Genomic DNA, 21,685 nt, shown 5'->3' on the forward strand with positions numbered 1-21,685 from the left:
CTCGTCTCCAGTCAACGTCGACCCTTGAGGAGAATTCATGACCGTCACCGATCCCGCTCGCACAGAACGCACACCCTCCGGGCTGAAGAAGGTGGTGGCCGCCTCGATGGTGGGCACCGTCGTGGAGTGGTACGAGTTCTTCCTCTACGCCACCGCCGCCAGCCTCGTGTTCGGGGCGGTGTTCTTCCCCAACGCCGGCAGTCAGCTCGACGGCATCATCGCGGCGTTCCTCACCTACGCGGTCGGCTTCGTCGCCCGCCCGCTCGGCGGCATCGTGTTCGGCCAGATCGGCGACCGGCTGGGGCGCAAGCACACGCTGCAGGTCACGATCATCCTCATCGGCGTGGCGACCTTCCTCATCGGCTGCCTGCCCGGGTTCGACAGCATCGGCTACTGGGCCCCCGCGCTGCTCGTGGTGCTGCGCTTCGTGCAGGGCTTCGCGCTCGGCGGCGAGTGGGGAGGGGCCGTGCTGCTCGTGGCCGAGCAGAGCCCCGACCGCTCGCGCGCCTTCTGGTCGAGCTGGCCCCAGGCCGCCGTGCCCGTGGGCAACCTGCTGGCCACGCTCGTGCTGCTCGTGCTCTCGACCGTGCTGCCCGACGACCAGTTCCTCGGCTGGGGCTGGCGCATCGCGTTCTGGCTGTCGGCGCTCATCGTGCTCGTGGGGTACTACATCCGCACGCACGTGAACGAGGCGCCGATCTTCCTCGAGGCGCGCGCCGCCGCGGAGTCGGAGAAGGCCGTCAGCTACGGCGTGTTTGAGGTCGTCAAGCGCTACCCGAAGGGCGTGCTCAAGGCGATGGGCCTGCGGTTCGCCGAGAACATCCTCTACTACATCATCGTGAGCTTCTCGATCGTCTACCTCGTGACCGTGCACGAGTACGACACGAGCCAGCTGCTGCTCGCGCTGCTCATCGCGCATGTGGTGCACTTCGCGGTGATCCCGCAGGTGGGTCGGCTGTGCGACCGCTTCGGCCGCAAGCCCGTGTACTTCGCCGGTGCCGTGCTCGGCGCCTCCTGGGCGTTCTTCGCCTTCCCACTGTTCGACACGCTCGACCCCGTGCTGATCGTGTTCGCCATCACGATCGGGCTGTGCTTCCACGCGCTCATGTACGCCGGGCAGCCGGCCATCATGGCCGAGATGTTCCCCACGCGGATGCGGTACTCGGGCGTCTCGCTCGGGTACCAGGTCACGTCGATCGTGGCCGGGTCGCTCGCGCCGATCATCGCGTCGGCGCTGCTGCAGCGGTTCTCGTCGTGGGTTCCGGTGGCGCTGTATCTCGTGGTGGCGTGTGCCATCACTGCCGGCACGGTGCTGACGCTGCGGGAGACGCGCGGGGCGTCGCTGCGGGCCGTCGACTCGGCCGATGCGGCGCGCTTCGGGCTGCCGGGGGCGGGATCGGGATCGGGTGCTGCGTCCGGTTCGGCAGCTGCGTCGGGATCGGGGGCTGCCTCTGGTTCGGGATCCGCATCGGTGTCGGGATCCGGATCTCGTTCGGGGTCCGGATCTGCAGCGGGATCTCAGTCGGGGCCTGCATCCGGATCCGGATCGGCTCAGCGGGCGAGGCGGGAGCCGCGCGCATGAGCGCCCCGGAGCGGACCCTGGCGCTCCGGGGCAGACGCGCCCTCGTCACCGGTGGTGCGAGCGGCATCGGCGAGGCCGTGGTGCGGGCCCTCGCGGCGGAGGGGGCCTTCGTGGTCGTCGCCGATCGCGACGGGGACCGCGCGTCGGCCCTCGCCGCCGACGTGGGAGGGGAGGCGTGGACGATCGACCTCGCCTCCCCCTCCGCCCTCACCGACTCGGCGCTGGCACCCGTGCTGGACGGGGTCGACATCCTGGTCAACAACGCAGGCATCCAGCATGTGGCGCCGATCGAGGAGTTCTCGCCGGAGTCGTTTCGCGAGATCCTCGCCGTCATGCTCGAGGCGCCGTTCCTGCTGGTGCGGGCGGCGTTGCCCGGTATGTACCGGAGGGGGTGGGGGCGGATCGTCAACGTCTCGTCGGTGCACGGGTTGCGAGCGTCGGCGTTCAAGAGCGCGTACGTCGCGGCGAAGCACGGGCTCGAGGGGTTCTCGAAGGTCACCGCGCTCGAGGCTGCGCCGCATGGCGTCACGAGCAACTGCGTGAGCCCCGGATACGTGCGCACGGGCCTCGTGGAGAAGCAGATCGCGCAGCAGGCCTCCGTGCACGGCATGGCCGAATCGGAGGTGCTCGCGCGGGTGCTGCTCACCGAGAGCGCCATCAAGCGGCTCGTCGAACCCTCGGAGGTCGCGTCGCTCGTGCTCTGGCTGGTATCACCACCAGCCGCGATGGTCACGGGTTCGAGCTACACGATGGACGGCGGCTGGACAGCCAGCTGATCCCGCGCCCGACCAAGCCACCACCGACCCACGCCGCGCACGGCTGCGCCCGCGCCGAGCCATCCCGCGCCGAGCCACCCCGCGCGGTGGCATAAGCATCATGGCGCCTGGTTGGGCCGCCCCCGCTGGCGTCAATCGCGGGATGCAGCGCGCACAGTACTGGCCGCCGCTCGCCAGTGGCCGCTCGCCGAGCCGCCACTTGCCGCTCGTCAGTGGCCACTCGCGCGGACTTCGCCGATCCTGACTGCGACCGCGGGATCATGCGGCGTGGACGGCGCTCGGGGTGGCGATGTCCGCGGGAGGTCAGCCTGCCAGGGCTGCGGCCTCGCTGCGCCAGCGGGCGAGGAGCGCCCAGGGGTCGTCGGTGCCGGCGGCGACCGCGGCCACGTGGGCGAGCAGCGGATCGGCGGCGGCGAACCACTCGCCTCCCAGCCGCAGCTCGGCGAACTCGCGGTGGCGGCGCTGCTCGAGGGTGCGGTCGCCGCGCTCGAAGGCGAGAAGTTCGTCGTGCCGCAACTGCGCGAGCCGGCCGCGCGGGTTCGACGAGGTGCCGATCTTGATGCGGTCGCGCCAGCGCAGGTAGTAGACCACGTCGACGCGCACCGAGACCGCAGCGGGATCGGGCATCTCACCCCACCGCCACTCGCACACCGCGCACAGCCAGCCGGAGGGGTACCGCACCCCGAGCCGCGACCCGCACGCCGGACACGGACCAGGCAGCGCATCCGTCACCCCCACCTCCCCCGCCACCCGCTCGCCGGCCGCCACCAGATGCTCCCAGCACAGCGGCAGCACCAGCCCACCCGCACCGCCCCCGTCGCCCGAACCGTCGCCGCCATCACCCCGCACCTCGCCGCTCTCCCCCAGCTCGCCGCCGCCACCCTCCCCCCGCTCGCCGCCGCTCTCCCCCAGCTCGCCGCCGCCACCCTCCCCCCGCTCGCCGTGGCCGCTCTGTCCCCGCTCGCCGTGGCCGCTCTGTCCCCGCTCGCCGTGGCCGCTCTGTCTCCACTCGCCGGCACTGCCGCCATTCTCGACCGCATTCCGGCAGGGGACGCCATGCTCGGTCGCCGCGCAGCGGAGTTCCGCAGCAGGGTAGGTCTCGCTCATGCTCGAACACTACGTCGCCCCACCGACACGCCACCCACCACCGCCATGCGGCACCCAGGCGGGGACGTGCGCCGATGTCAGGGTGGGGCCCGAGTCAGGGATGAGGGCTGGCGGGGAAGCAAGGGGCCGTCGGTTTCGGCGGGGCCGTGTGAGGGGTGGGGCCGGTGGCGGTGGCGAAGCCGGTGTCAGGGGGTGGGGCTGGTGGGAGGGCAGGCGGGGTGGGGGTGGGGCCGGAGTCGGTGGTGGAGGCGGGCGTCGGGGCTGGGGTTGGGGGGGGGTGGGGCCGGTGTCGGTGGTGGGGGGCAGGGTGGGGGCGTGCCCGAGAACGTGCAGGCCTGGTGGGAGCGGCGGCAGCGCTCCAAGGGCTCCGCTGTGCCTTACGCGGTGGGCACGTATCGTGCTGCGTGGGCGTCGTACCCGATGCTCGTGCGGCAGTTCCGGCCCGAGTACAACGAGGGGCGCACGCTCAGCCAGATCCCGCCCGCGGCCGATGTCTACCTCGTGTGGCTGTGCGACGCCGGGCACCGCTTCGTGGCCACTCCCGTCGAGCAGCGGTCCCGCCCTGGTGGCCGACGCCGCCGCTCGGTCTGGTGCCCCGTCTGCTCCGAGCTCGCGGCCCCTCGCCGCCCGCCGGTGGCCCCAGCGCCGCCGTCTGGCCCCGATAAAGACTCCCCCGCACCTCCACCGTCATCGCGCGCGGTGCCCGACACGACGTCCACGTCATCACCGTCCTCGCTCACGGTGGCCGACACGACGCTCGCATCCTCCACCGCCGCTCCCTCGCAAGCAGCGATGGCGCGTCGGGCGGCTTCGCCACGGGGCGCTTCGGGGCGGGCCGGGAAGCGGGAGCGGCCGCGCGGGGCGGGTGTGGGCGTGGCCGGGCGGCGGGCCGGGGAGGCGTTCTTCAGTCCGGAGGCGCCGGCGCCCGCGTCGGCGGTGGAGGCCGAGCTGCGGCAGCGGCTCGCGGGGCGGCTTGAGCTCGACATTGCGCGGGAATCGGCCGGGTTCGTGAATGCCGTCGCCGTGGGGCGGCCGTTCCACGGGCGGCTCGAGGTGTGGCCCGACATCGTGCTCACCGAGCTGCGGGTGGTGCTCGAGTACGACACGGTCGGGCGGTTCGGGCTTGAGCACGTGGGGCCGCGCGAGGAGTCCGATCGGCGCAAGGATCAGCTGCTGCGGGCGGCGGGGTGGGAGGTGGTGCGCATCCGGTGCCGCCCGCTGCTGCCGATCGGCCCGCACGACCTCGAGGCCTCCGGCGTGAACGCCCGGCTCGTGGAACGCATCATCGACCGGCTGCGCGATCTCCGTGGCCCCCTCATGGTCGACGCCTACCTCACGCCCGACTAGGGCGGTCTCGAGCCGGAGTCGGGAGTGCGTCGTACGCTGGAGGGGTGGATGAGGAGCAGCGGGAGCCGGTCGATCCGCGGCTCAAGGCCTCGCGCTACCGCACCGGCGGGGGCCTCCCCGATGAGGGCGAAGCGGATGCCGGGCGCCCCACCATGGAGCAACGCGACCAGATCGTCGAGATCGCGATCGAGCAGGCCATCCGCCGCGGCGATTTCGACAACCTGCCCGGATCGGGCAAACCCCTCGCGGGTCTCGGCGGCGGCAACGACCCCGACTGGTGGATCAAGCGCAAGATCGAACGCGAGCGCCTCACCGGCCTCGGCCCGCCGGCGCTCACCCTGCGCACCGAGAACGCCGAGCTCGACACCCGGCTCGACGGGCTGGGCACCGAAGCGCGGGTGCGGGAGGTGCTGACCGACTTCAACCGCCGCATCATCGAGGCCCGCCGCCAGCTGCAGGGCGGACCGCCCGTCGTCACCCCCACGCGCGACATCGACGCCGAGCTCGAGCTCTGGCGCGCCCGCCGCGCGGCCCGCCTGGCCGAGGACGCCGAGGCGCGCGCCCGCGAGCAGGCCGAGCTCGACGCACTCCCCCGCCGCGAACGCCGCCGCCGCCTCCGCGCCGCCCGCCGCCCCTCCTGAGCCTGCGCCGCCCTCACCCCGCCGCGCCTCCTATACCTGCGCCGCCCTCACACCGCCGCCCCGGTTGAACCTGCGCCGCCCTCACCTCCGCCTCGCAGCGCGCCGCCCCTCCTGACCCAGCCATCCACCGCCGCTTCTGGCACAATCCGGCCCCACCTGGCACCACCAGGTGCCCCGCCACCCATCGGCAGGCGCAGACGACGGACACGGGAGCGATCGACGCGAACGACGCGAACGACGCGAACGACGGACTCTCGACCGCATCCCACACCGGGTCTCCGTCGATACCGCCGGAGCAGCCGCGGCGAGGCCGGAGGTGGGTGATGCTGGCGGCGGAATGGGAACGGCGGGTGGGTCAGGTGCACCAGTCGGGGAGGAAGCCCGGGACGCTGCGGGTGGCGGCGCCGGTGGCGATGTCGACGAAGGAGGTCGTCATGTCGCTGTAGCCCGGCAGGGCGTAGCCGTCGCTCAGGCTGCCCGCGGCGATGGTCTCGACCGCGAGGTATTGCCCGTTCGGCGAGAGGCAGAAGTCGCGCACACGCGTGCCCTCGACGGGCGACCGGTACAGCTCCCGCGTGCCCGAGGCATCGGCGATCAGGAGCAGCGACGACTGCACGGCCTGCGCCTGGGAGTAGTCGATGGAGTCGAAGCGACGGATGCTGCCCCCGTCCGGCAGCGCCACGATCGTGCCCGGATACAGCGCCGGATCGACCGTCGCCGACGCGAGCGGCAGCGGCTGCACGTCGCCGGTGGTGAGGTCGATGGTGGAGGTGCCCGCCGCATCCGCGACCACGAGTGTCACTCCCCCCGGCAGGAACCCCCGCATCTCGGCGTGCCGCCCGAGCGCCGACGGTTCGCCTCCCGCGAGCGGATCGAGGAGATACAGCTGCTGGTCGACCCCCTGCGCCACGATCGACGAGGTGCCCGGCACGAACTGCCAGTCCACCACCCTCAGCGGCTCCCCGCCGAACCCGAGCACCTCCTCTGCCCGCCCCGACCCGGTCTGCGGATCGAACACGAACAGCGCGTTCTGGTACTCGCGCCCTGACGCATCCGCTCCGCCGTTCACCGTCACACCGAACAGCCCGGCGCTCGTCGAGGCGCGGAGGTTCTGCAACCGCCCGCCCACGGGTGTGTGCACACCCTCGACGGCCGAGTCGCCGACCTTGAGCGCGAGCGACCCCGTGCCCTGCTCGTCGAGCACGATGGCGACCGTCACGTCACCGGCCACGGCGAACTCCTGGATGCGCGGCGCCTCGAAGATCACCTCGGAGCCGGACCCCGCGTCAGACCCCGATCCCACGCTCAACCCGCTCGCCAGCACCTGGTCGGTGGGCTTGTCGACCGCGGCCGCCCCGCCCCGCCTCAGCAGCGTGTGCACGGTCGCATCCGGAGTCTCGAACGAGTAGTCGAGCGAGCCCGAGAGGCCCGTCGTGGTGCCGACGACGTCGTCGACCCGCACCGAGTACTCCGTGCCGTACTGCAGCATGCCGGTGAAGGTGACCGTGAGGGCACCCGTCGACGGATCGGTGTCGGGATCGAGCTCGAACGGCGCCTCCGGGGTGACGCTCACGTCGCTCGCCGTGACCTCGCCGATCGCCTGATCCGCCTGCAGCACCAGGCGTTGACCCGGGCGCTGGATGGCGGTGGCCGCGTTGATGGCCGCCGAATCGAGGTGCGGCCCGCGAAGAACGGCCGCCGCGCCGAGCACCCCGGCCGTGAGGGCGAGCACGAGCACCGTGGCGAGACTCGCCCGCCGGTAGCGCCGCATGCGCCGCTCCTCGGCCAGCGAGGCGCGCTCGGCGGCGAGACGACGCCCGGTCGACCCGGCAGCGGACCCCGCCGACGGCTCGGCAGATGAGCGGCCAGGCGACCCGGCAGGCAGCTCAGTAGACATACGGCTCCGCCGGCTGCTCGGTGGGCGCGATCTCGGCCGGCTCGAGCACGATCGTCTGGGCGCTCGTGGTGCTCGGGTTGGGCCCGAACCCGCCCGAGGCCGTGACCCAGCTGTCGACGGCGTAGGTCTCCTCCCACCCCGGCAGGTACACGGGCACCCCCACGGGCTGGGCGTCGACGGCGCAGCACGTCACCACGAAGCGGGCGATGTAGAAGACGTTCTCCGGATCCGCAGGGTCGGGCGTCACGAACCCCGTGACGTCGGCCGACTTGTCGGCGAAGTACTCCTCGCCCGCACCCTGCCGCAGCAGTGAGGCCCAGTCCTTCACGGTGAAGCCCGTCGTGTCGCTCGCCACGAGCTGCGCGGTCTCGTCGGCATCCGCCACGGCGACGGAGTTGTTGAGGTCGCGCTGGTCGACGGTCGCGGTGGTGAGCGTCTGCGGCGGCACCACGAGCAGGGCCACCGCGGTGCCGGCGATGATGAGCACGGTCATGGCCGACCAGAACAGGCTGCGCCGCGAGGAGATGCCCGATCCCGTGGCCTCGTGCTCGTGCGACGAGTGGTCGTGGTCCGGATCCGCATGCCCATGATCGCCGCCGTGATCGTGCGCATCCGCCTCGTCGTCGCGCACCCCCGGCAGCACCGCGAACGCCGCGATCACGATGACCCCCGCGATCACCGCCATCACGACCGTGAACTCGTAGTACCGCGGGTGGATGTACAGCCCGAGCCGCCCCGTGGCCGACAGCCACACGATCGCCACGATGCCCACGAGGCTCAGCAGCACGCCGCGCCAGCGAGCGAGAAGTCGTTCACGCAAGGAGGTTCACCCCGAATCCGAGTGCGAGGCTCGCCAGGGCGACCACGATGAGCAGTCGCACGAGGGTCGCCGTGGTGAAGGTGGTGCGCAGCAGCGTCACCATCTTGATGTCGAGCATCGCGCCGAACACGAGGAACGCCACGATGCCGCCCGGCAGGAACGTGCCGCCGAACGAGAGGATGAAGAACGCGTCGACGTTGGAGCAGATGGCGATCACGAACGCGAGGATCATGAGCGCCAGCACCGACCAGATCGGGTTGCTGCCGAGGGCCAGCAGGATGTCGCGCGAGAGCCCCACCTGAATCGCACCGGCGATGGCCGACCCCACCACGAGCGCCGGCAGCATGGCCGAGGTCTCCTCGGCGAAGGCCACCACCGCGCCGCGCAGCTTGACCCGCTGGGCGGCCCGCACGGTCGGGCTCAGGATGCCGGCGAGGCCGCGCCGCGCACCGGGACCGGCGCCGGGGCCCGACTCGTGCGAGTGCCCGGCGTGCGCCGCCTCGTGCTTGCACGCCGCACTGAACCCGGGGGTCAGCAGGTCGTCGGGCCGCGGGTGCAGGCTGAACAGCCACCCCACGAGGTTGGCGATCACGAAGCCGCCGACGATCCGCCCCACGAGGATCCCGTCGTCCCACCCGAACGCCTGGTAGGTCGTCACGATCGTGACGGGGTTGAGGATGGGGGCGGCGAGCAGGAAGGTCATCGCCTCGGGCACGCTCAGCCCTTTCATCATGAGCCCGCGGGCCAGCGGCACGTTGCCGCACTCGCAGACAGGCAGCAGCACGCCGAGGAGCGACAGGGCGGCCCGGCGCAGCACGAGGCGGCGGGGCAGCAGGCGGTGGATGAGCCAGTCGGGCACCCAGAACCGCACCACCACCGAGAGCAGGATGCCGAGGAACACGAAGGGCAGCGACTCGATGATGACGCTGATCGAGAGCGTCACGAAGTCGCTCAGCCGATCGGGCACGAGCGATGCGTCCCAGCCCGAGCTCACCACCCGCACGGTGAGCAGCACGGCCGCGAGCACCGCGGCGACGGCGAGGCCGCGCACGGCGTACCGCGATCGCCCGGGCAGCTGCGGCGGCCCCTGCCGCGGCTGCCGACCAGCGAAGGGCCCCCCGGCACGCGCCTGAGTACCGCCGAGCTCCCGAGTCACCCGACCAGCGTAGAGGGGACTACCTCTCCACCACCTGAGCGAGCTGGCGAGTCACCGTTCCCCACCCGTCGAAGAAGCCGAGCTCCTCGTGCATCTTCCGGTCGGCGGGATCCTTGTGCATCGCCCGCGCGCGGTAGAACGTGCCCTCGGGGTGATCCTCGAAGGTGAACTCGGCGGTGATGAACGGCTGCGCCGCTGGTCGCCACCCGGCCACGAGAGCCGTGGTGAACACCAGTCGGCGCCCCTCCTCGACGTCGAGGATGCATCCGGTGATCTGCGGCACGAACTGCTCGCCGTCTTCGCTGAAGAGGGTCTCGAACGCCCCTCCCGGCCTCAACTCCATGGCGGCCACTCGGCAGCGGGCGGGTGCGGGCACCCACCACTGCTCGAACCGGCGCGGGTCGGCCCAGGCCTGCCACACCGCCGCGCGCGGGGCGGCGATCACTCGTGTCACCTCGAGATCGAGCTCCGGATCCAGCACCTCGGCGAGCCCTGCGTCTTCACGGGTCATGGTCGTTCGTCCTCCTCGTCGTCGCGCGAGATCTCCCCCAGCACGAATCGCTCCAGCCGGTCGGTCCGGCCCTCCCACACGGCGCGCTCCTCGGCGAGCCACCCCTCCACCTCGGAGAGGGTGCCCGGCTCGAGCACGCACTCGCGCACTCGGCCGCGCTTCACGGTGCGGATGCATCCGCTCGCCTCGAGCACACGGATGTGCTTGAGGAACGAGGTGAGTTCCATGCCGAACGGCTCGGCCAGTTCTCCCACGCTCCCCGGCCCCTCGGCCAGTCGCCGCAGCACGGCGCGCCGGGTGGGGTCGGAGAGGGTCACCGTTCCACGTTCTGGCGGCGGAAGACGACCCAGACCACCACGGCCGCCACGAGGGTCAGGGCCGTGGCCGAGGCGGTGAGCACTCCCACCCCGCTCTCGAACGCGTGCTGCGCCGAGGCCAGGAGCGCCGCACCGATGGCGTCGGGCAGCTGCTGCGACACCGAGACGGCACCGCCCAGGGTCTCCCCCGCGGCGTGCGTCTGCTCGGCCGTGAGCCCGGCCGGCACCTCCACCTGCGCTCGGTAGAACGCCGTGAGTACGGTTCCGAGGGTCGCCGTGCCGATGACGGCACCGAGCTCGTAGGCGGTCTCCGAGATGGCCGACGCGGCTCCGGCCTTGGCGGGCGGAACGCTCGACACGATGATGTCGTTCGAGAGCGTCTGCGAGAGCCCGATGCCGAGCTCGAGGAAACCGAACGTGATGATGATGGCCGCCACACTCAGATCGCCCCGCATGAGGAACGCGAGCCCGAAGCCGAACGCCACGAGCAGCAGCCCCACGAGCAGCAGGCTCTCGGCGCGGAACCGCCTGGCCAGTCTGACCACCGCGAGCCCCGACACGACCGAGACCACGGCACCCGGCAGCAGCACGAGCCCCGCCACGAGCGGGCTCAGCCCGAGCACGAGCTGAAGGTGCTGCGACACGAAGAAGAGGAAGCTGATGAGCGCCACGATCGAGAGGAAGTTCGCCAGGATCGACGCCGTGAACGGCCCGTGGGCGAAGAGCCGCATGTCGAGCAGCGGATGGGGGCTCCGCAGCTGCCGGCGCACGAACCACACCACACCCACGACACCCAGCGCACCCGCGACGGCCGCAGGCATCCAGAGCGCGGCCTCGGCGAAGCCGTCGTGCGCGAGCGTCTTGATGGCGTAGACGATCCCGAGCATGCCGAGGAACGAGACCACGACGCTCGGGATGTCGAGCGGGCCGGGATGCGGATCCTTCGACTCGGGGATGAGGAACGGCCCGAACACGAGCAGCGGGATGAGGATGGGCACCGCCACGAGGAACACCGCGCCCCACGGGAACACCTCGAGCAGCGCTCCACCGAGGATGGGCCCGAGGCTCGAGCCCACCGCGAAGGCCGCGGCCCAGATGGCGATGGCCAGCCGGCGCCGGTCGGCATCCGGGAAGATGTTGCGGATGAGCGCGAGGGTCGACGGCATGAGCATCGCCCCGAAGAAGCCGAGAGCCGCACGAGCCGCGACGAGCAGCTCGGCCGTGGGCGAGAACGCCGCGATCACCGACACCACCGCGAAGCCGCTCGCGCCGATGAAGAGCAGTCGGCGGCGGCCGAAGCGGTCGCCGAGCCCGCCCATCGTCACGAGCAGCGAGGCGAGCACGAGCGAGTAGATGTCGATCATCCAGAGCTGGGTCGAAGCATCCGGCTTCAGCTCTTCGGTGATGGTGGGCAGGGCGAAGCTCAGCACCGTGTTGTCGATCGAGACGAGCAGCACGGGCAGCATGAGGATGGCGAGGGCGAACCAGGCGCGGCGGGGCGAGGCCGTCTGCTGAGAGGCGGGCCGGGAGACGGTGGTCATGAGGTGCTTTCGGGAGTCGTGGCGGCCGAGGGCGTGGGACGCCCCGCGGAGAAGTGCTCGATGAGGGCGTCGCGCTCGGGGCCGGGCACCGGGGTGCCCATGACGGCGTTGAGCAGCAGTCCGTCGCCGACCAGGCGCACCACGAGCGCCTTGAACGGGTCGCCGAGCTCGGCGGTGAGGTCGCGCGTGAGGTCGGTGATGAAGGCCTCGAAGGCCGGATCGCCGTGCACGCCCGCGGCCCGCAGCGCCTGGTAGCAGGTGAAGAGCACGAAGAAGTCGTCGAGCTCGCCGGAATCCGGCATCGAGGTCTCGAGGTAGGCGGCGGAGACCGGTCGGGTGGCGCGTGACCGCTCGAAGGTCTCGGTGGTGCGCCACCCCACCATCTCGACGAGGGCGCTCAGCAGGGCAGGGCGGCTCGGGAAGTGGTGGGTGAGACCGCCCTTCGAGACGCCGGCCGCCTTGGCCACGGCATCCATCGACGGCAGAGCGCCGGCGCGGATCGTGAGCACCCGCATGGTCTCGAGGATGTGGGCGCGCGCGTCGGACTGCATGCCCTCACCCTACCAGACCGACTAGTCGGTCGGCCATGTCAGATGGCGGATCGAAGTCTGATGGACAGCGCCTCGGTCGCCTGGAGCAGCCTCGCTGCCTCGGACGGATCGGACTCGTCGCGAGCGAGCTGCCTCTCGAGAGCAGACAGCTGCTCGAGGAGGGCCTCCACGACGGGGCGGTCGGGGCAGCAGTAGGCGAGATCGGAGACGGTCTGCAGCAGGCGCGTCACCACCGCCGGGTCGCCTGCGCCGTAGTGCCGCATCGGCGTGAGCGAGTCGCGCACGAACTCCGCAGCCGATCGCGAGGCCGTCACCACACCGAGTCGGCCGTCCTCACTCGCGAGACCCGTGGGGAGGGCGGGCAGCGCCACGGCGCGGGCGAGCAGGGCGCCGAGGTGCCCGAGGGCGTTGACGGCCGTGGTGGGATCGTTGATCCCCGCCGAGAGCGCACGCACCCCGATGTCGAGGATCTGCTGCACCCCGTAGTCGACGTCCTGGGCGGCGGTGCGCTCGTAGCCGATGCTCATCGCGCGCCTGACCGCCTCGTCGACCTCGGCGGGTTCCGGAGCACCGCCGGGTCCGGTCGGGTCAGCGAGCCCGCCCGCCACCCACCAGAACGCCTGCGGCGTGCCGGCGACGATGCTCTCCCCCACTCGCTTCGTCTCCTGCACGACGATCCCGTGATCCGTGGCGAACCGGATCAGACCGAGGCGATCGACGCTCGTCACGAACCCCGACGAGTCGGCCCGCACGACCTCTCTGTGCTCCGGGAGGGTGATCCGGCCCTCGAAGGCCGTCACGGCCGCCTGGCTGTCGCCGACGAGGTCGATGGTGCGATCGGTCTCGGCGTGGATCTCCTTCATGATGGTCTCGACACGCAGCTGGGCTGCGAGATGGGCGAGGAAGAACACGAGCATGATGACGCTCACGAGCGTGAGCGCGAAGCCCACGGTCACCGCGATCCTCGGCACGAACTCCGGATCGTCGTCGGTGGAGTCGCGGATGGAGCGCAGCACGGTGATGGCGTAGGCGAAGGTGCCGAGGAACACCGCGAGGGTCGCGTGGACCTGCCGATCGCGGGAGAACAACCGGAGCACCCGCGGCGACGCCTGACTGCTGGCCAGCTGCAGTGCCACGACCGTGAGCGAGAAGGTCAGCGACGTCGCCGTGATGAGCGACCCGGCGATCGACGAGAGCACCGAGCGCGCCGTCTCGGCCCCGCCGTTGAAGACCGCCGAGTCGACGCCGATGGGCAGGTCGGAATCCACGATCAGGTCGAGGCGGGGCAGCAGGATGCCGAGCACGACGGCGGCCGCGATGGCGGCGACGGGCAGCGGCCACAGCCGCGACTCGATCGACTCCGCGACTCGAGCGAGCCGCCCGCGGCCCCGTACGGTGGACGGTCTCACGCCTCTCCCCTCTCGCTGCTCCGGGGTGAGCCCGGCGCAGCCTCGCGGGAGAAGAGCTCCTTGAAGATCCAGCCGCCGAGCAGGTTCATCACGAGCGTGCCGCCCCACAGCTTGGCGAGCTGCCCCACCGTGCCTTCCTTGGCCACGATCGCGGCGATGGGCATGAGGAAGCTCTCGGTGAACAGCTCGCTGTGCGCGAGCAGCAGGGCCACGAGGCCCACGCTGAAGGCCAGCCCAGCGAGCAGGTGGTCATCCGTCTGATGCAGCACCGCGAGGTACGCAATGACCCCGAGGCCCACCTCGAGCCCGCCGAAGAAGCCCGTGATGAGCACTCCGCGCCAAGTGCGATGCAGCCTCTCGGCACCCTCGGTGACGGTGTTGTCGAACCAGTCGGCCAGTTCGTCTTCGATGGGCTCGTCGCGGTCGCCGATCTCACGACGACGGTCGTCGGTCACGGGGTCACCGCGATGGTGGAGGGCGCGGTCGATCGTGGCTGTGGCATGCCTCACTGTCGGGCGGCGGGGCCCGTCATGCAAGGGCTTGCGCCGAGAAGAGCCTTCGGGTCAGAAGAGGCCCTGGGCCGCTAGCTCCCACTGGATGGCGGGTGCGACGCGCTTGGCGTACTCCGGGGTCATGTGCACCTGGTCGTACTTGGTGGGTGTGGTGCCCGCGAAGGCGGGGCAGAACCCGTCGGCGCAGCTGAAGCCGAGCGAGCTCACCACGTGATCGCCCGTGCCCGACGCCGCCACGGCCGATTCGAAGGCCGCCTCGAACTCGTTCCAGGCCGGATCGATGCCCGCGTTGCAGTTCTGCGGGCTCGTGACCGGCGAGTAGCAGGCACCGAGGTTGGCCCCGAGGGGCGGCGGGGCGAGGTAGACGACCCGCCCCGGCACGCCGTACTTGGCCGCCTCGGCGAGTGTCGAGGCCACGAGATCGGTGGTGGAGAGCGGGCGGCGATCCGTGCTGTTGCCGAGCGCGTAGGCGTTGGAGACCACCACGAGCTGCGGGGAGTCCTCGGCGATGCGGGCGGCGACGTCCTGCTTGCGCGAGGGGCACGCATCCATCACGCCGTCGCCGTCGTTCTGCACGAGCACGTCGGTGAAGCGGCAACCGTAGAGGCCCACGGCCGTCACCCGCCACTGGCCGCCGCTCGTCTCGGCGAGCTCCTTGAAGGCGGGAGCGTAGGCGAGGGCGGTGGAGTCGCCCACGAGGTACAGGTGGTTCGGCGCATTGCCGTCGCCCCAGCTGCAGCGGTCGAAGTCGGGGGTGCCGCCCACCGCGAAGCAGTCGTTGGCGGGGTTGCGGCTCGAGCTGTCGGCGATCGCCTGATCCATGGAGGGCGAGAGGTTCGACGGCCACTCGGTGGCGGACGCGGCGTTCCAGAGGTCGGCCTGCAGCGCGTCCTCCGGGTTGACGGCAGGGGCCGGTGCGGCGGGATCGGCGGGAGCAGCGCCGGGATCGGCCCCGGGTGCCTCTGCGCCGGCGGACGGCGCGTTCGGGCCGGGCAGGGAGAGCGGCCCGCTGCCCCGCACCGAGAGCTGCACGGTGACGGCGACGACCACGACGATCACCACGAGACCGAGCGACGAGAGGATGAACTGGGCACTGAACCGATCGCGCCAGGCCTGCCAGGGCGTGGGGCCGTCGGGCTCGGCATCCTCCGCACTCGGCGTGCCGCTCGGCACCACCACCGGCGCAGGCTGCCCGACCCGCCGCAGCCAAGGCGAGCGGTGCAGCGGCTGCTCCACGAGGAAGTACGAGACCACCGCGATCGCCAGCCCGAGCCCCAGGATGATCAGATCGCCCTGCAGGCTGCGCACCGGCATGAGCACCGAGAGGAACACCAGCACGGGGAAGTGCCACAGGTAGAGCGAGTACGAGATGTTGCCGAAGAACACGCTCACGGGGTTGCTGAGGGGGAACAGCAGGTGCTTCGGCGCGCTGCCGATGCCCGCCACGATCACACCCGCGGCCGCCAGCACGGGCAGGGCCGCCCAGGGTGCGGGGAACAGCACGGTGTCGTCGATCAGGAAGAACGACGCGAGCACCCCGCCGAGGCCCGCCCAGCCGAGCACCGCGCGCACGGCGAGCGGCAGCCGGGCGAGCAGCGGTGCGGCCACGGCGAGGAGGCCGCCGAGCCCCAGCTCCCATGCCCGCGTGAGGGTGGAGAAGTAGGCGACAGGGGGGTTCGATCCGCTCTGCCACAGGGCGAACGCGAACGAGGCGGCCACGATCACGGCGAGCGCGACCCCCGCGCCCACGCGGCCTCTCCCCTTGAAGGCCACGAGCAGCACGAGCAGCAGCACGGGCCAGACGACGTAGAACTGCTCCTCCACCGAGAGCGACCAGAAGTGCTGCAGTGGTGAGACCGCGTCGTCCATGGCGAAGTAGTCGGTGCCCTCGGCGGCGAACCGCCAGTTGGAGACCAAGAGGAACGACGACACGGCATCCCAGCCCGTCTGCACGAACCTGGGCTGGTTGAAGAGGAACCAGGCGGCGACCGTCGTGGCGGCGAGCACGAGCACGGCGGCGGGTGCGATGCGCCGGAAGCGGGTCGACCAGAAGCGGCGGAGCGAGATGCGACCGTGCTTCTCGTGGTCGCGGAGCAGCACACCGGTGATGAGGAAGCCGGAGATCACGAAGAAGACGTCGACGCCCACGAATCCACCGCGCGGCCAGCCCAGCACGTGGGCGAGCACGACGGCCACCACCGCCACGGCTCTGAGCCCCTGGATGTCGGCGCGGTATCGGTCGTGGAGTGCTGCAGGGGTCGTCATGGCGTGACCACATTAGCGGTCCGTGACGACGTCACCGTGCCGTGAACGACACCTGTGGAGGAGTGCTCGTGATCGGGGTCCTGTGCAGGAGCCCCGCGTCAGGGGAGGCGGCGCAGGGCGTGGCGGGCTTCTGCGGCCCTGTCGAGGGCCTCGAGTGCTCGGTCGAGGGATCGCTGGTAGAGCACCCCGTAGGTGAAGCCCGACTCGCCCGCCGCCTCGGCGCGTGCCGCCGTGAGCAGCACGAACTCGGCGAACACGGAAGCGTCGCGATGGTCGCCGAGGGCATCTTGCAGCTCCTCCGCCAGGTCGGCGGTGCGTTCGGCGCGCAGCACGCCGGTGGTGGTCTCGAACTCGGCCACGTAGCGCAGTCGACGTGCCGCCTTGCGCGAGCGGTGCAGGGATTCCATCGCCAGCGCCGCCTCGGAGGGCGGGACCTCGACGCTCGTGACGCGGGGGGTCGCCTGAACGGCGTCCCTCCTGCTCACCGAGCGCTGCACCGCGCGCTTGGCCGCCTTCTGCAGCGCCTTGCGTGCCGCCTTGCGCTCGACCTTCCGTGCCGACCTGCGCTCGGCCTTCTCCTCCGAGCGGCGGAGGGTCTTGTTCCCGGTCGCCCTGCCCGACTCGGATCGCTCACCCGGCCGGCGGCCGATGAGCGCGGCGAGGTCGTCGCGCAGCTCGCTCCAGGCCGGTTCCTCGAGCACGGAGCGCAGGTGCTCGAGCGCCTTCGCGTGCTCCGCCACCGTCTCTTCGACGAGACGACGGCGGGCCGCGGGGTCATCGACGCCCCGGAGCGCCACGACCTCGTCGAGCGCCGTGGTGGCCTCGGCCACCCGCACCTCGAGGTCGCGCACCTCGCCGAGAGCTCGCGCGACCCGCTGCAGCTCCAGCCCGAGCCCCGCGGCCTCCTCGGGCACTCGGTCGCGGTGCACCGCGAGCACGGTCTTGAGCCGGCGCACCACCACGCGCAGCTCGTGCACCGCGTCGGGCTCATCCGTCCGCACAGCGGGATCGAGCCGATCGATGCGCTCGACGAGTTCCCGGATGCCGGCCCCCAGGGCTCCTCCCACCGGTTCGACAGCGGGCTCGCCGGATTCGCCCGACTGGCCCGCCGCTGAGCGCGCCGAGTCGAAGGGAGTTCCGGGGGCACCGAGTCCGGTGCGGCCGAGCGCCTGCGCGAGCTTGGAGACGCTCGGCGACGGCGAGGCACCCGCGTCAAGCAGCACCGCCTCCACCTCGTCGAGCAGCGCGGCGCGCTTCTCGGGGGTGTCGGGGGCTGCGGGCCCGAGTTCCGCCTCCCATTCCCGCCACACCCGCACGGTGCCTGCCCTGGCATCCGTGCCTGTCACGCTGTCATCGGCGATCTCCACCACAACGTCCCCCGCAGCGTCGACGAGCTCGAGGATGCGCCGGGAGGTCGACAACCGCGCGAGCGGCGTCAGGGCGGCCTCCCCCACGTGCCCCGCCACCGCGTCGAGCACGACGGCGGGCACCTCCATCGGCCCCGCAGGGTCGTCGTCGCCCGGCTCCGCCCCGACGTCGAGGGCCCACTGCCGCTCTTCGCGGCCCTCGGTGGCGGGGAGCTTCACGTGCCATCCTTCGTCGTGCCCGCCCTCACGGCGGCGCAGGGCGATCCGCTCGCGGGCGAGAGCGCCGTCGGCGGTGTCGTAGTAGACCGCCTCCAGCTGCACGGCCTCATGCTGCCTGCCCTCTGCGGCGAGGGCGCCGAGAGCCTCGAGCGGCAGCTCGAGCCCTGCGTCGACGGCGTACTTGCGTTCGATCTCGATCTGCGTGGTGTGAGCCATGTCTCCGGTCGTCTCTCGAGGTGTCGGCGCGTGCGACGGCCGGCGGGGTGCGGGCGGCGCACACTGGGGTGATGTCCGCGCCCGTTCTCATTCTGGTCTCCAATGCCGCTGCCGGCACCCCGGCGGGTGGGGGCCTCGACTTCGAGCGCGCCGACCCCTCCCTCCCCCAGCTGAGCGTGCTCGACCTCGGTGCCACGCGCGGCGACGGCGTGTTCGAGACCATCATGGTCGCCGACGGCAGGGCCCCGGCGATCGACGCCCACCTCGACCGCTTCCGCGCCTCGGCGGCCCTCCTCGACCTCCCCGAACCCCGCGCCGACGTGTGGCGTCGGGCCATCCACGCCGCGATCGAGGCCGCCACCCCCGGCGACGAGGCCGCTGTCGAGCCCACTTCCGCGCCCACTGCCGACGACCCCGCGACGCCCGCCCCCTCGAGTGCGCCCCGCATCCTCGCGGTCAAGCTCGTGCTCACGCGCGGCATCGAGGGCTCGGGCCGCCCCACCGGCTGGGTGCTCGCCCAGCCCGCCCGCGACTTCACCGCGATGCGCCGCGACGGCGTGCGCGTGGTGACCCTCGACCGCGGCTACCGCCACGACGTGGCCACCACCTCGCCGTGGCTGCTCCAGGGTGCCAAGACCCTCTCCTACGCCATCAACACCGCCGCCATCCGCGAAGCCGTGAGGCGCGGTGCCGACGAGGTCGTGTTCACGAGCTCGGACGGCTTCGTGCTCGAGGCCCCCACCGCGAGCGTGCTGCTCCGCGAGGGCGGCCGCTTCCGCACCCCCTCCGCCGAGGTCGGCATCCTGCCCGGCACCACGCAGCGCCGCGCCTTCGAGTTCCTCGAGGGCCTCGGCCACGACACGGGCGCGGTGCAGCTCAGGGTGAGCGACCTGCATCGAGCGGATGCGGTCTGGCTCGTCTCCGCCGTGCGCCAGGCCGTGCCCGTCACCGCACTCGACGGCAGGCCGCTCGAGGTCGACCGCGAGCTCACCGAGGCGCTCAATGCGCACCTCTCGGCACAGCCCGCGGCCTGACCCGAACTACAGCGCCCGCAGCTTCTCCAGCAGCGCCGGGGCCGCTTCGGCCAGGAACTCGTCCTGGCCCTCGTCGCCCACCTGCACGAGCGCCACATCCGTGAACCCCGCCTCGATGTACGGGCGGAAGCTCTCGGCGATCTCGTCGAGGTCGGGCCCGCACGGGATCGACTCCGCCACATCCGACGGCCGCACGAACTGGCTGGCCGCCTCGAACCCGGCGGGCGTGGGCAGGTCGGCGTTCACGGCCCACCCGCCGCCGAACCAGCGGAACTGCGCGTGCGCCTTCTCGATCGCCGCCTCCTTCGAGGTGGGGTGCCAGCAGATGGGCAGCTGCCCGATGGCACGCGACGCGGCTCCCGATCCGGAGGCCGCCGCCCAGCCCTTCACGAGGTCGGCGTCGGGCTGCACGGCCACGAGGTGGTCGCCGAGAGGCGCGAAGCGCTCCACCGACTTCGGCCCCGAGACGGCGAGGGCGATCGGCACACCCTGCTCGGGCAGGTCCCAGATGCGCGCCGAGTCGACCCGGAAGTAGGCGCCGTCGTACGTCACGAGATCGCCCGAGTGCAGCTCGCGGATGATCGTCACGGCCTCCTCGAACATGTCCTGACGCGCGTCGACGGCCGGCCAGCCCTCGCCCACCACGTGCTCGTTGAGGTTCTCGCCCGAGCCGAGGCCCAGGATGAAGCGACCCTCCGAGAGCAGCTGCAGCGTGGCGGCCTTCTGCGCCACCACGGCGGGGTGGTAGCGCACGGTGGGGCAGGTCACGTAGGTGGCGAGCTCCACGCGCGAGGTGGCCTGGGCCACGGCGCCGAGCACGGTCCAGGCGTAGGGGGCGTGCCCCTGCTCGGTGAGCCAGGGCGAGTAGTGGTCGCTCGAGACCTCGAAGTCGAAGCCGGCCTCCTCGGCCGCCACGGCGTAGCGCACGAGCTCCCGGGGGCCGCTCTGCTCGGTCATGAGGGTGTAGCCGAATCGCGTCATGGTCGTCTCCTCTGCGTGGGTGGTCTCCTTCCACCGTGGCACTCGGGGTTCCCCTGCGCTCGGGGTTCCGCGCTCGGGGTTCCGCGCGCTGGTTCAGACGAGTGTGGGCTCGCGCAGCGATCGCGCCGAGGTGCGGAGCACCGCCGGTCCGAGCCGCAGCACCCCGTCGGTGAGCGGCGCGCACCGCACGCCACCCCGCCCGCGCAGCGCCTTGTGGGCGCCTGGGGCGAGCACCACGTCCATCCACCCGCACGGGTTGGCCGGCCGATGCCCCTGGAACAGCACCGGGCCGTCGCCCGAGTCGAGGCTGAACTCCTCGCCCTTCAGCGCATCGATGTCGAAGCCGCGCACCACGATGTTGCGGCGAGCGGATGCGGCATCGAGCGGGTGGTCGAGACCGAGGGCCAGCATCACGTGGTCGAGCGACTCGGCCGCCATCACCGTGACGGAGGCGGTGCTGTGCGCTCCGTGCCCGAAGAAGCGGTCGCCCACGATGCCGCGCCCGGCGCGCACCTGCACGAGCTCGCGCGACTCCTGCTCGCCTGGGGCGGCCGACCTCACGCCGTCCGAGGGCCTCCCCTCGTACCGGTGGCGCGACGACGCCAGCAGGTGCTCCACCACCACGTCGTACGAGACGACATCGACCGGGGAGCCAGGGCTCGTGCCGTCACCCACGCTGGTGATCGGACTCTGCGTGACGGATGGCGTCGTCGGCGCCCTCCACGTCGAGCTCCGCCGCCAGGAACTCGGGCGAGCTCGGCAGCCGCACGCTCACGCCGTAGTAGCTCTCCACGGCGAGGTCTCCCGTGGCGGTCGTGAGCCCGAGCACGTGGCCGCCCTGCTCACCGTCGGCGGAGACGAAGTGGAAGTGGGCACCCGCCACGGTCACCCCTTGGAACACCTGAGGCGCGAGGAAGCCGAGCAGCGTGCCCGAGACGTCGGTGAGCACGACCTCGCGCTGGTCGTGCACCGCCTGGGCGAGCGGCAGGTACGGCTTCGACTGGCGCTTGGCCTCGCGCAGGCTGATCGAGGCGAAGTGGGCATCGAAGCGCACGGCGTGGAAGATGTTGGCGCTCACGACCCGTCGGCTCACCTCCTCCTCGAGTTCGCGAAGCCCCTCGAGCGCCTCGACGAGCTCGGAGCCTCCGGCCTCGAAGTCCACGACCTCGGCGAACGCGAGCATGTCGTCGTCGTCGAGCACGGTCACGGTGCCGTCGCCGTGGAAGAGCCTGAACACGCCGTCGAGCACCACGAGCTCGCCGTCCATGTGATCACCGCAGCCGAGCCCGAACCCACCTGCCCGGCCGACCTCCCCCACGCTGAAGACACCGTCGAACAGACCGGCCACGAGGGCGTCGACGAGGGAGAACTGCTGCAGGAGCTTGTGGGCGGGCGGGCGTCGCATGATGGGCATTCTCGCGCACTCTTCAGCAGAA

The 21,685-nt window shown here is 71.9% G+C and carries 20 protein-coding genes; 5 read left to right on the top strand and 15 right to left on the bottom strand.

Features of this window, described 5'->3' with window-relative positions; genetic code table 11:
• The first annotated feature begins 37 nt into the window (after nt 1-37).
• Nucleotides 38-1,582 (top strand): MFS transporter, encoded by a 1,545-nt coding sequence (locus ACEXQC_RS04565; protein WP_374818945.1) that lies wholly within the window; start codon nt 38-40, stop codon nt 1,580-1,582.
• Nucleotides 1,579-2,358, top strand: coding sequence for a 3-hydroxybutyrate dehydrogenase (locus tag ACEXQC_RS04570; RefSeq protein WP_374818948.1), 780 nt, complete (start codon nt 1,579-1,581; stop codon nt 2,356-2,358). Before ACEXQC_RS04565 ends, ACEXQC_RS04570 begins: the two co-directional genes overlap by 4 nt.
• A gap of 303 nt (nt 2,359-2,661) precedes the next feature.
• Here the strand turns inward: ACEXQC_RS04570 and ACEXQC_RS04575 are convergent, their stop codons facing one another.
• Nucleotides 2,662-3,465 carry a GIY-YIG nuclease family protein gene (locus ACEXQC_RS04575; RefSeq protein ID WP_374818951.1) on the bottom strand — a complete coding sequence of 268 codons (804 nt, stop codon included), beginning with the start codon at nt 3,463-3,465 and terminating at the stop codon, nt 2,662-2,664.
• 315 nt (nt 3,466-3,780) lie between these two features.
• On the opposite strand from ACEXQC_RS04575, the gene ACEXQC_RS04580 reads away from it, so the two are divergent.
• Together ACEXQC_RS04580 and ACEXQC_RS04585 are read left to right on the top strand one after the other, a co-directional pair.
• Nucleotides 3,781-4,812, top strand: a complete 1,032-nt coding sequence (locus ACEXQC_RS04580) for a putative endonuclease domain-containing protein (RefSeq protein WP_374818953.1) — start codon at nt 3,781-3,783, stop codon at nt 4,810-4,812.
• 44 nt (nt 4,813-4,856) lie between these two features.
• Nucleotides 4,857-5,453 (top strand): DnaJ family domain-containing protein, encoded by a 597-nt coding sequence (locus ACEXQC_RS04585; protein ID WP_374818956.1) that lies wholly within the window; start codon nt 4,857-4,859, stop codon nt 5,451-5,453.
• Nucleotides 5,454-5,808: 355 nt separating this feature from the next.
• Here the strand turns inward: ACEXQC_RS04585 and ACEXQC_RS04590 are convergent, their stop codons facing one another.
• From ACEXQC_RS04590 to ACEXQC_RS04640, 11 genes are all read right to left on the bottom strand, one after another.
• Nucleotides 5,809-7,350 (bottom strand): hypothetical protein, encoded by a 1,542-nt coding sequence (locus ACEXQC_RS04590; protein WP_374818959.1) that lies wholly within the window; start codon nt 7,348-7,350, stop codon nt 5,809-5,811.
• Nucleotides 7,340-8,170 carry a TIGR03943 family putative permease subunit gene (locus ACEXQC_RS04595; protein ID WP_374818962.1) on the bottom strand — a complete coding sequence of 277 codons (831 nt, stop codon included), beginning with the start codon at nt 8,168-8,170 and terminating at the stop codon, nt 7,340-7,342. Before ACEXQC_RS04595 ends, ACEXQC_RS04590 begins: the two co-directional genes overlap by 11 nt.
• Complete coding sequence (locus ACEXQC_RS04600; RefSeq protein ID WP_374818965.1) at nt 8,163-9,326, bottom strand: permease; 1,164 nt, start codon at nt 9,324-9,326, stop codon at nt 8,163-8,165. The genes ACEXQC_RS04595 and ACEXQC_RS04600 overlap by 8 nt, the downstream gene beginning before the upstream one ends.
• Before the next feature lie 19 nt (nt 9,327-9,345).
• On the bottom strand, nt 9,346-9,837 hold the full coding sequence (locus ACEXQC_RS04605) for an SRPBCC family protein (RefSeq protein ID WP_374818967.1): 492 nt from the start codon (nt 9,835-9,837) through the stop codon (nt 9,346-9,348).
• Complete coding sequence (locus tag ACEXQC_RS04610; protein WP_374818969.1) at nt 9,834-10,154, bottom strand: ArsR/SmtB family transcription factor; 321 nt, start codon at nt 10,152-10,154, stop codon at nt 9,834-9,836. The genes ACEXQC_RS04605 and ACEXQC_RS04610 overlap by 4 nt, the downstream gene beginning before the upstream one ends.
• Nucleotides 10,151-11,695, bottom strand: a complete 1,545-nt coding sequence (locus tag ACEXQC_RS04615) for an MFS transporter (protein WP_374818971.1) — start codon at nt 11,693-11,695, stop codon at nt 10,151-10,153. The genes ACEXQC_RS04610 and ACEXQC_RS04615 overlap by 4 nt, the downstream gene beginning before the upstream one ends.
• Complete coding sequence (locus ACEXQC_RS04620) at nt 11,692-12,246, bottom strand: TetR/AcrR family transcriptional regulator (protein WP_374818973.1); 555 nt, start codon at nt 12,244-12,246, stop codon at nt 11,692-11,694. The genes ACEXQC_RS04615 and ACEXQC_RS04620 overlap by 4 nt, the downstream gene beginning before the upstream one ends.
• 38 nt (nt 12,247-12,284) lie before the next feature.
• The gene (locus ACEXQC_RS04625) at nt 12,285-13,655 is read right to left on the bottom strand and encodes a DUF2254 domain-containing protein (protein WP_374818974.1); all 1,371 of its coding nucleotides are present in this window, start codon (nt 13,653-13,655) and stop codon (nt 12,285-12,287) included.
• The gene (locus ACEXQC_RS04630) at nt 13,652-14,110 is read right to left on the bottom strand and encodes a formate/nitrite transporter family protein (protein ID WP_374818976.1); all 459 of its coding nucleotides are present in this window, start codon (nt 14,108-14,110) and stop codon (nt 13,652-13,654) included. The genes ACEXQC_RS04625 and ACEXQC_RS04630 overlap by 4 nt, the downstream gene beginning before the upstream one ends.
• Before the next feature lie 108 nt (nt 14,111-14,218).
• Complete coding sequence (locus ACEXQC_RS04635) at nt 14,219-16,432, bottom strand: acyltransferase family protein (RefSeq protein WP_374818978.1); 2,214 nt, start codon at nt 16,430-16,432, stop codon at nt 14,219-14,221.
• A gap of 98 nt (nt 16,433-16,530) precedes the next feature.
• Nucleotides 16,531-18,234, bottom strand: coding sequence for a CYTH and CHAD domain-containing protein (locus tag ACEXQC_RS04640; protein WP_374818979.1), 1,704 nt, complete (start codon nt 18,232-18,234; stop codon nt 16,531-16,533).
• Nucleotides 18,235-18,305: 71 nt separating this feature from the next.
• Between ACEXQC_RS04640 and ACEXQC_RS04645 the strand changes: the two genes are divergently transcribed.
• Complete coding sequence (locus ACEXQC_RS04645) at nt 18,306-19,268, top strand: aminodeoxychorismate lyase (protein ID WP_374818981.1); 963 nt, start codon at nt 18,306-18,308, stop codon at nt 19,266-19,268.
• A gap of 6 nt (nt 19,269-19,274) precedes the next feature.
• Here ACEXQC_RS04645 and ACEXQC_RS04650 read toward each other — a convergent pair whose 3' ends face one another.
• From ACEXQC_RS04650 to ACEXQC_RS04660, 3 genes are all read right to left on the bottom strand, one after another.
• Nucleotides 19,275-20,249, bottom strand: a complete 975-nt coding sequence (locus ACEXQC_RS04650; protein WP_374818983.1) for a TIGR03557 family F420-dependent LLM class oxidoreductase — start codon at nt 20,247-20,249, stop codon at nt 19,275-19,277.
• Nucleotides 20,250-20,342: 93 nt separating this feature from the next.
• Nucleotides 20,343-20,924 carry an MOSC domain-containing protein gene (locus ACEXQC_RS04655; RefSeq protein WP_374818985.1) on the bottom strand — a complete coding sequence of 194 codons (582 nt, stop codon included), beginning with the start codon at nt 20,922-20,924 and terminating at the stop codon, nt 20,343-20,345.
• A complete protein-coding gene (locus ACEXQC_RS04660; protein WP_374818987.1) occupies nt 20,917-21,654 on the bottom strand; it encodes an acetolactate decarboxylase in 738 nt (245 codons plus the stop codon). The genes ACEXQC_RS04655 and ACEXQC_RS04660 overlap by 8 nt, the downstream gene beginning before the upstream one ends.
• Nucleotides 21,655-21,685: the final 31 nt, after the last annotated feature.

Origin of the sequence: Herbiconiux liukaitaii (genome assembly GCF_041927495.1) — a bacterium.
Classification (GTDB): Bacteria; Actinomycetota; Actinomycetes; order Actinomycetales; family Microbacteriaceae; genus Herbiconiux; species Herbiconiux liukaitaii.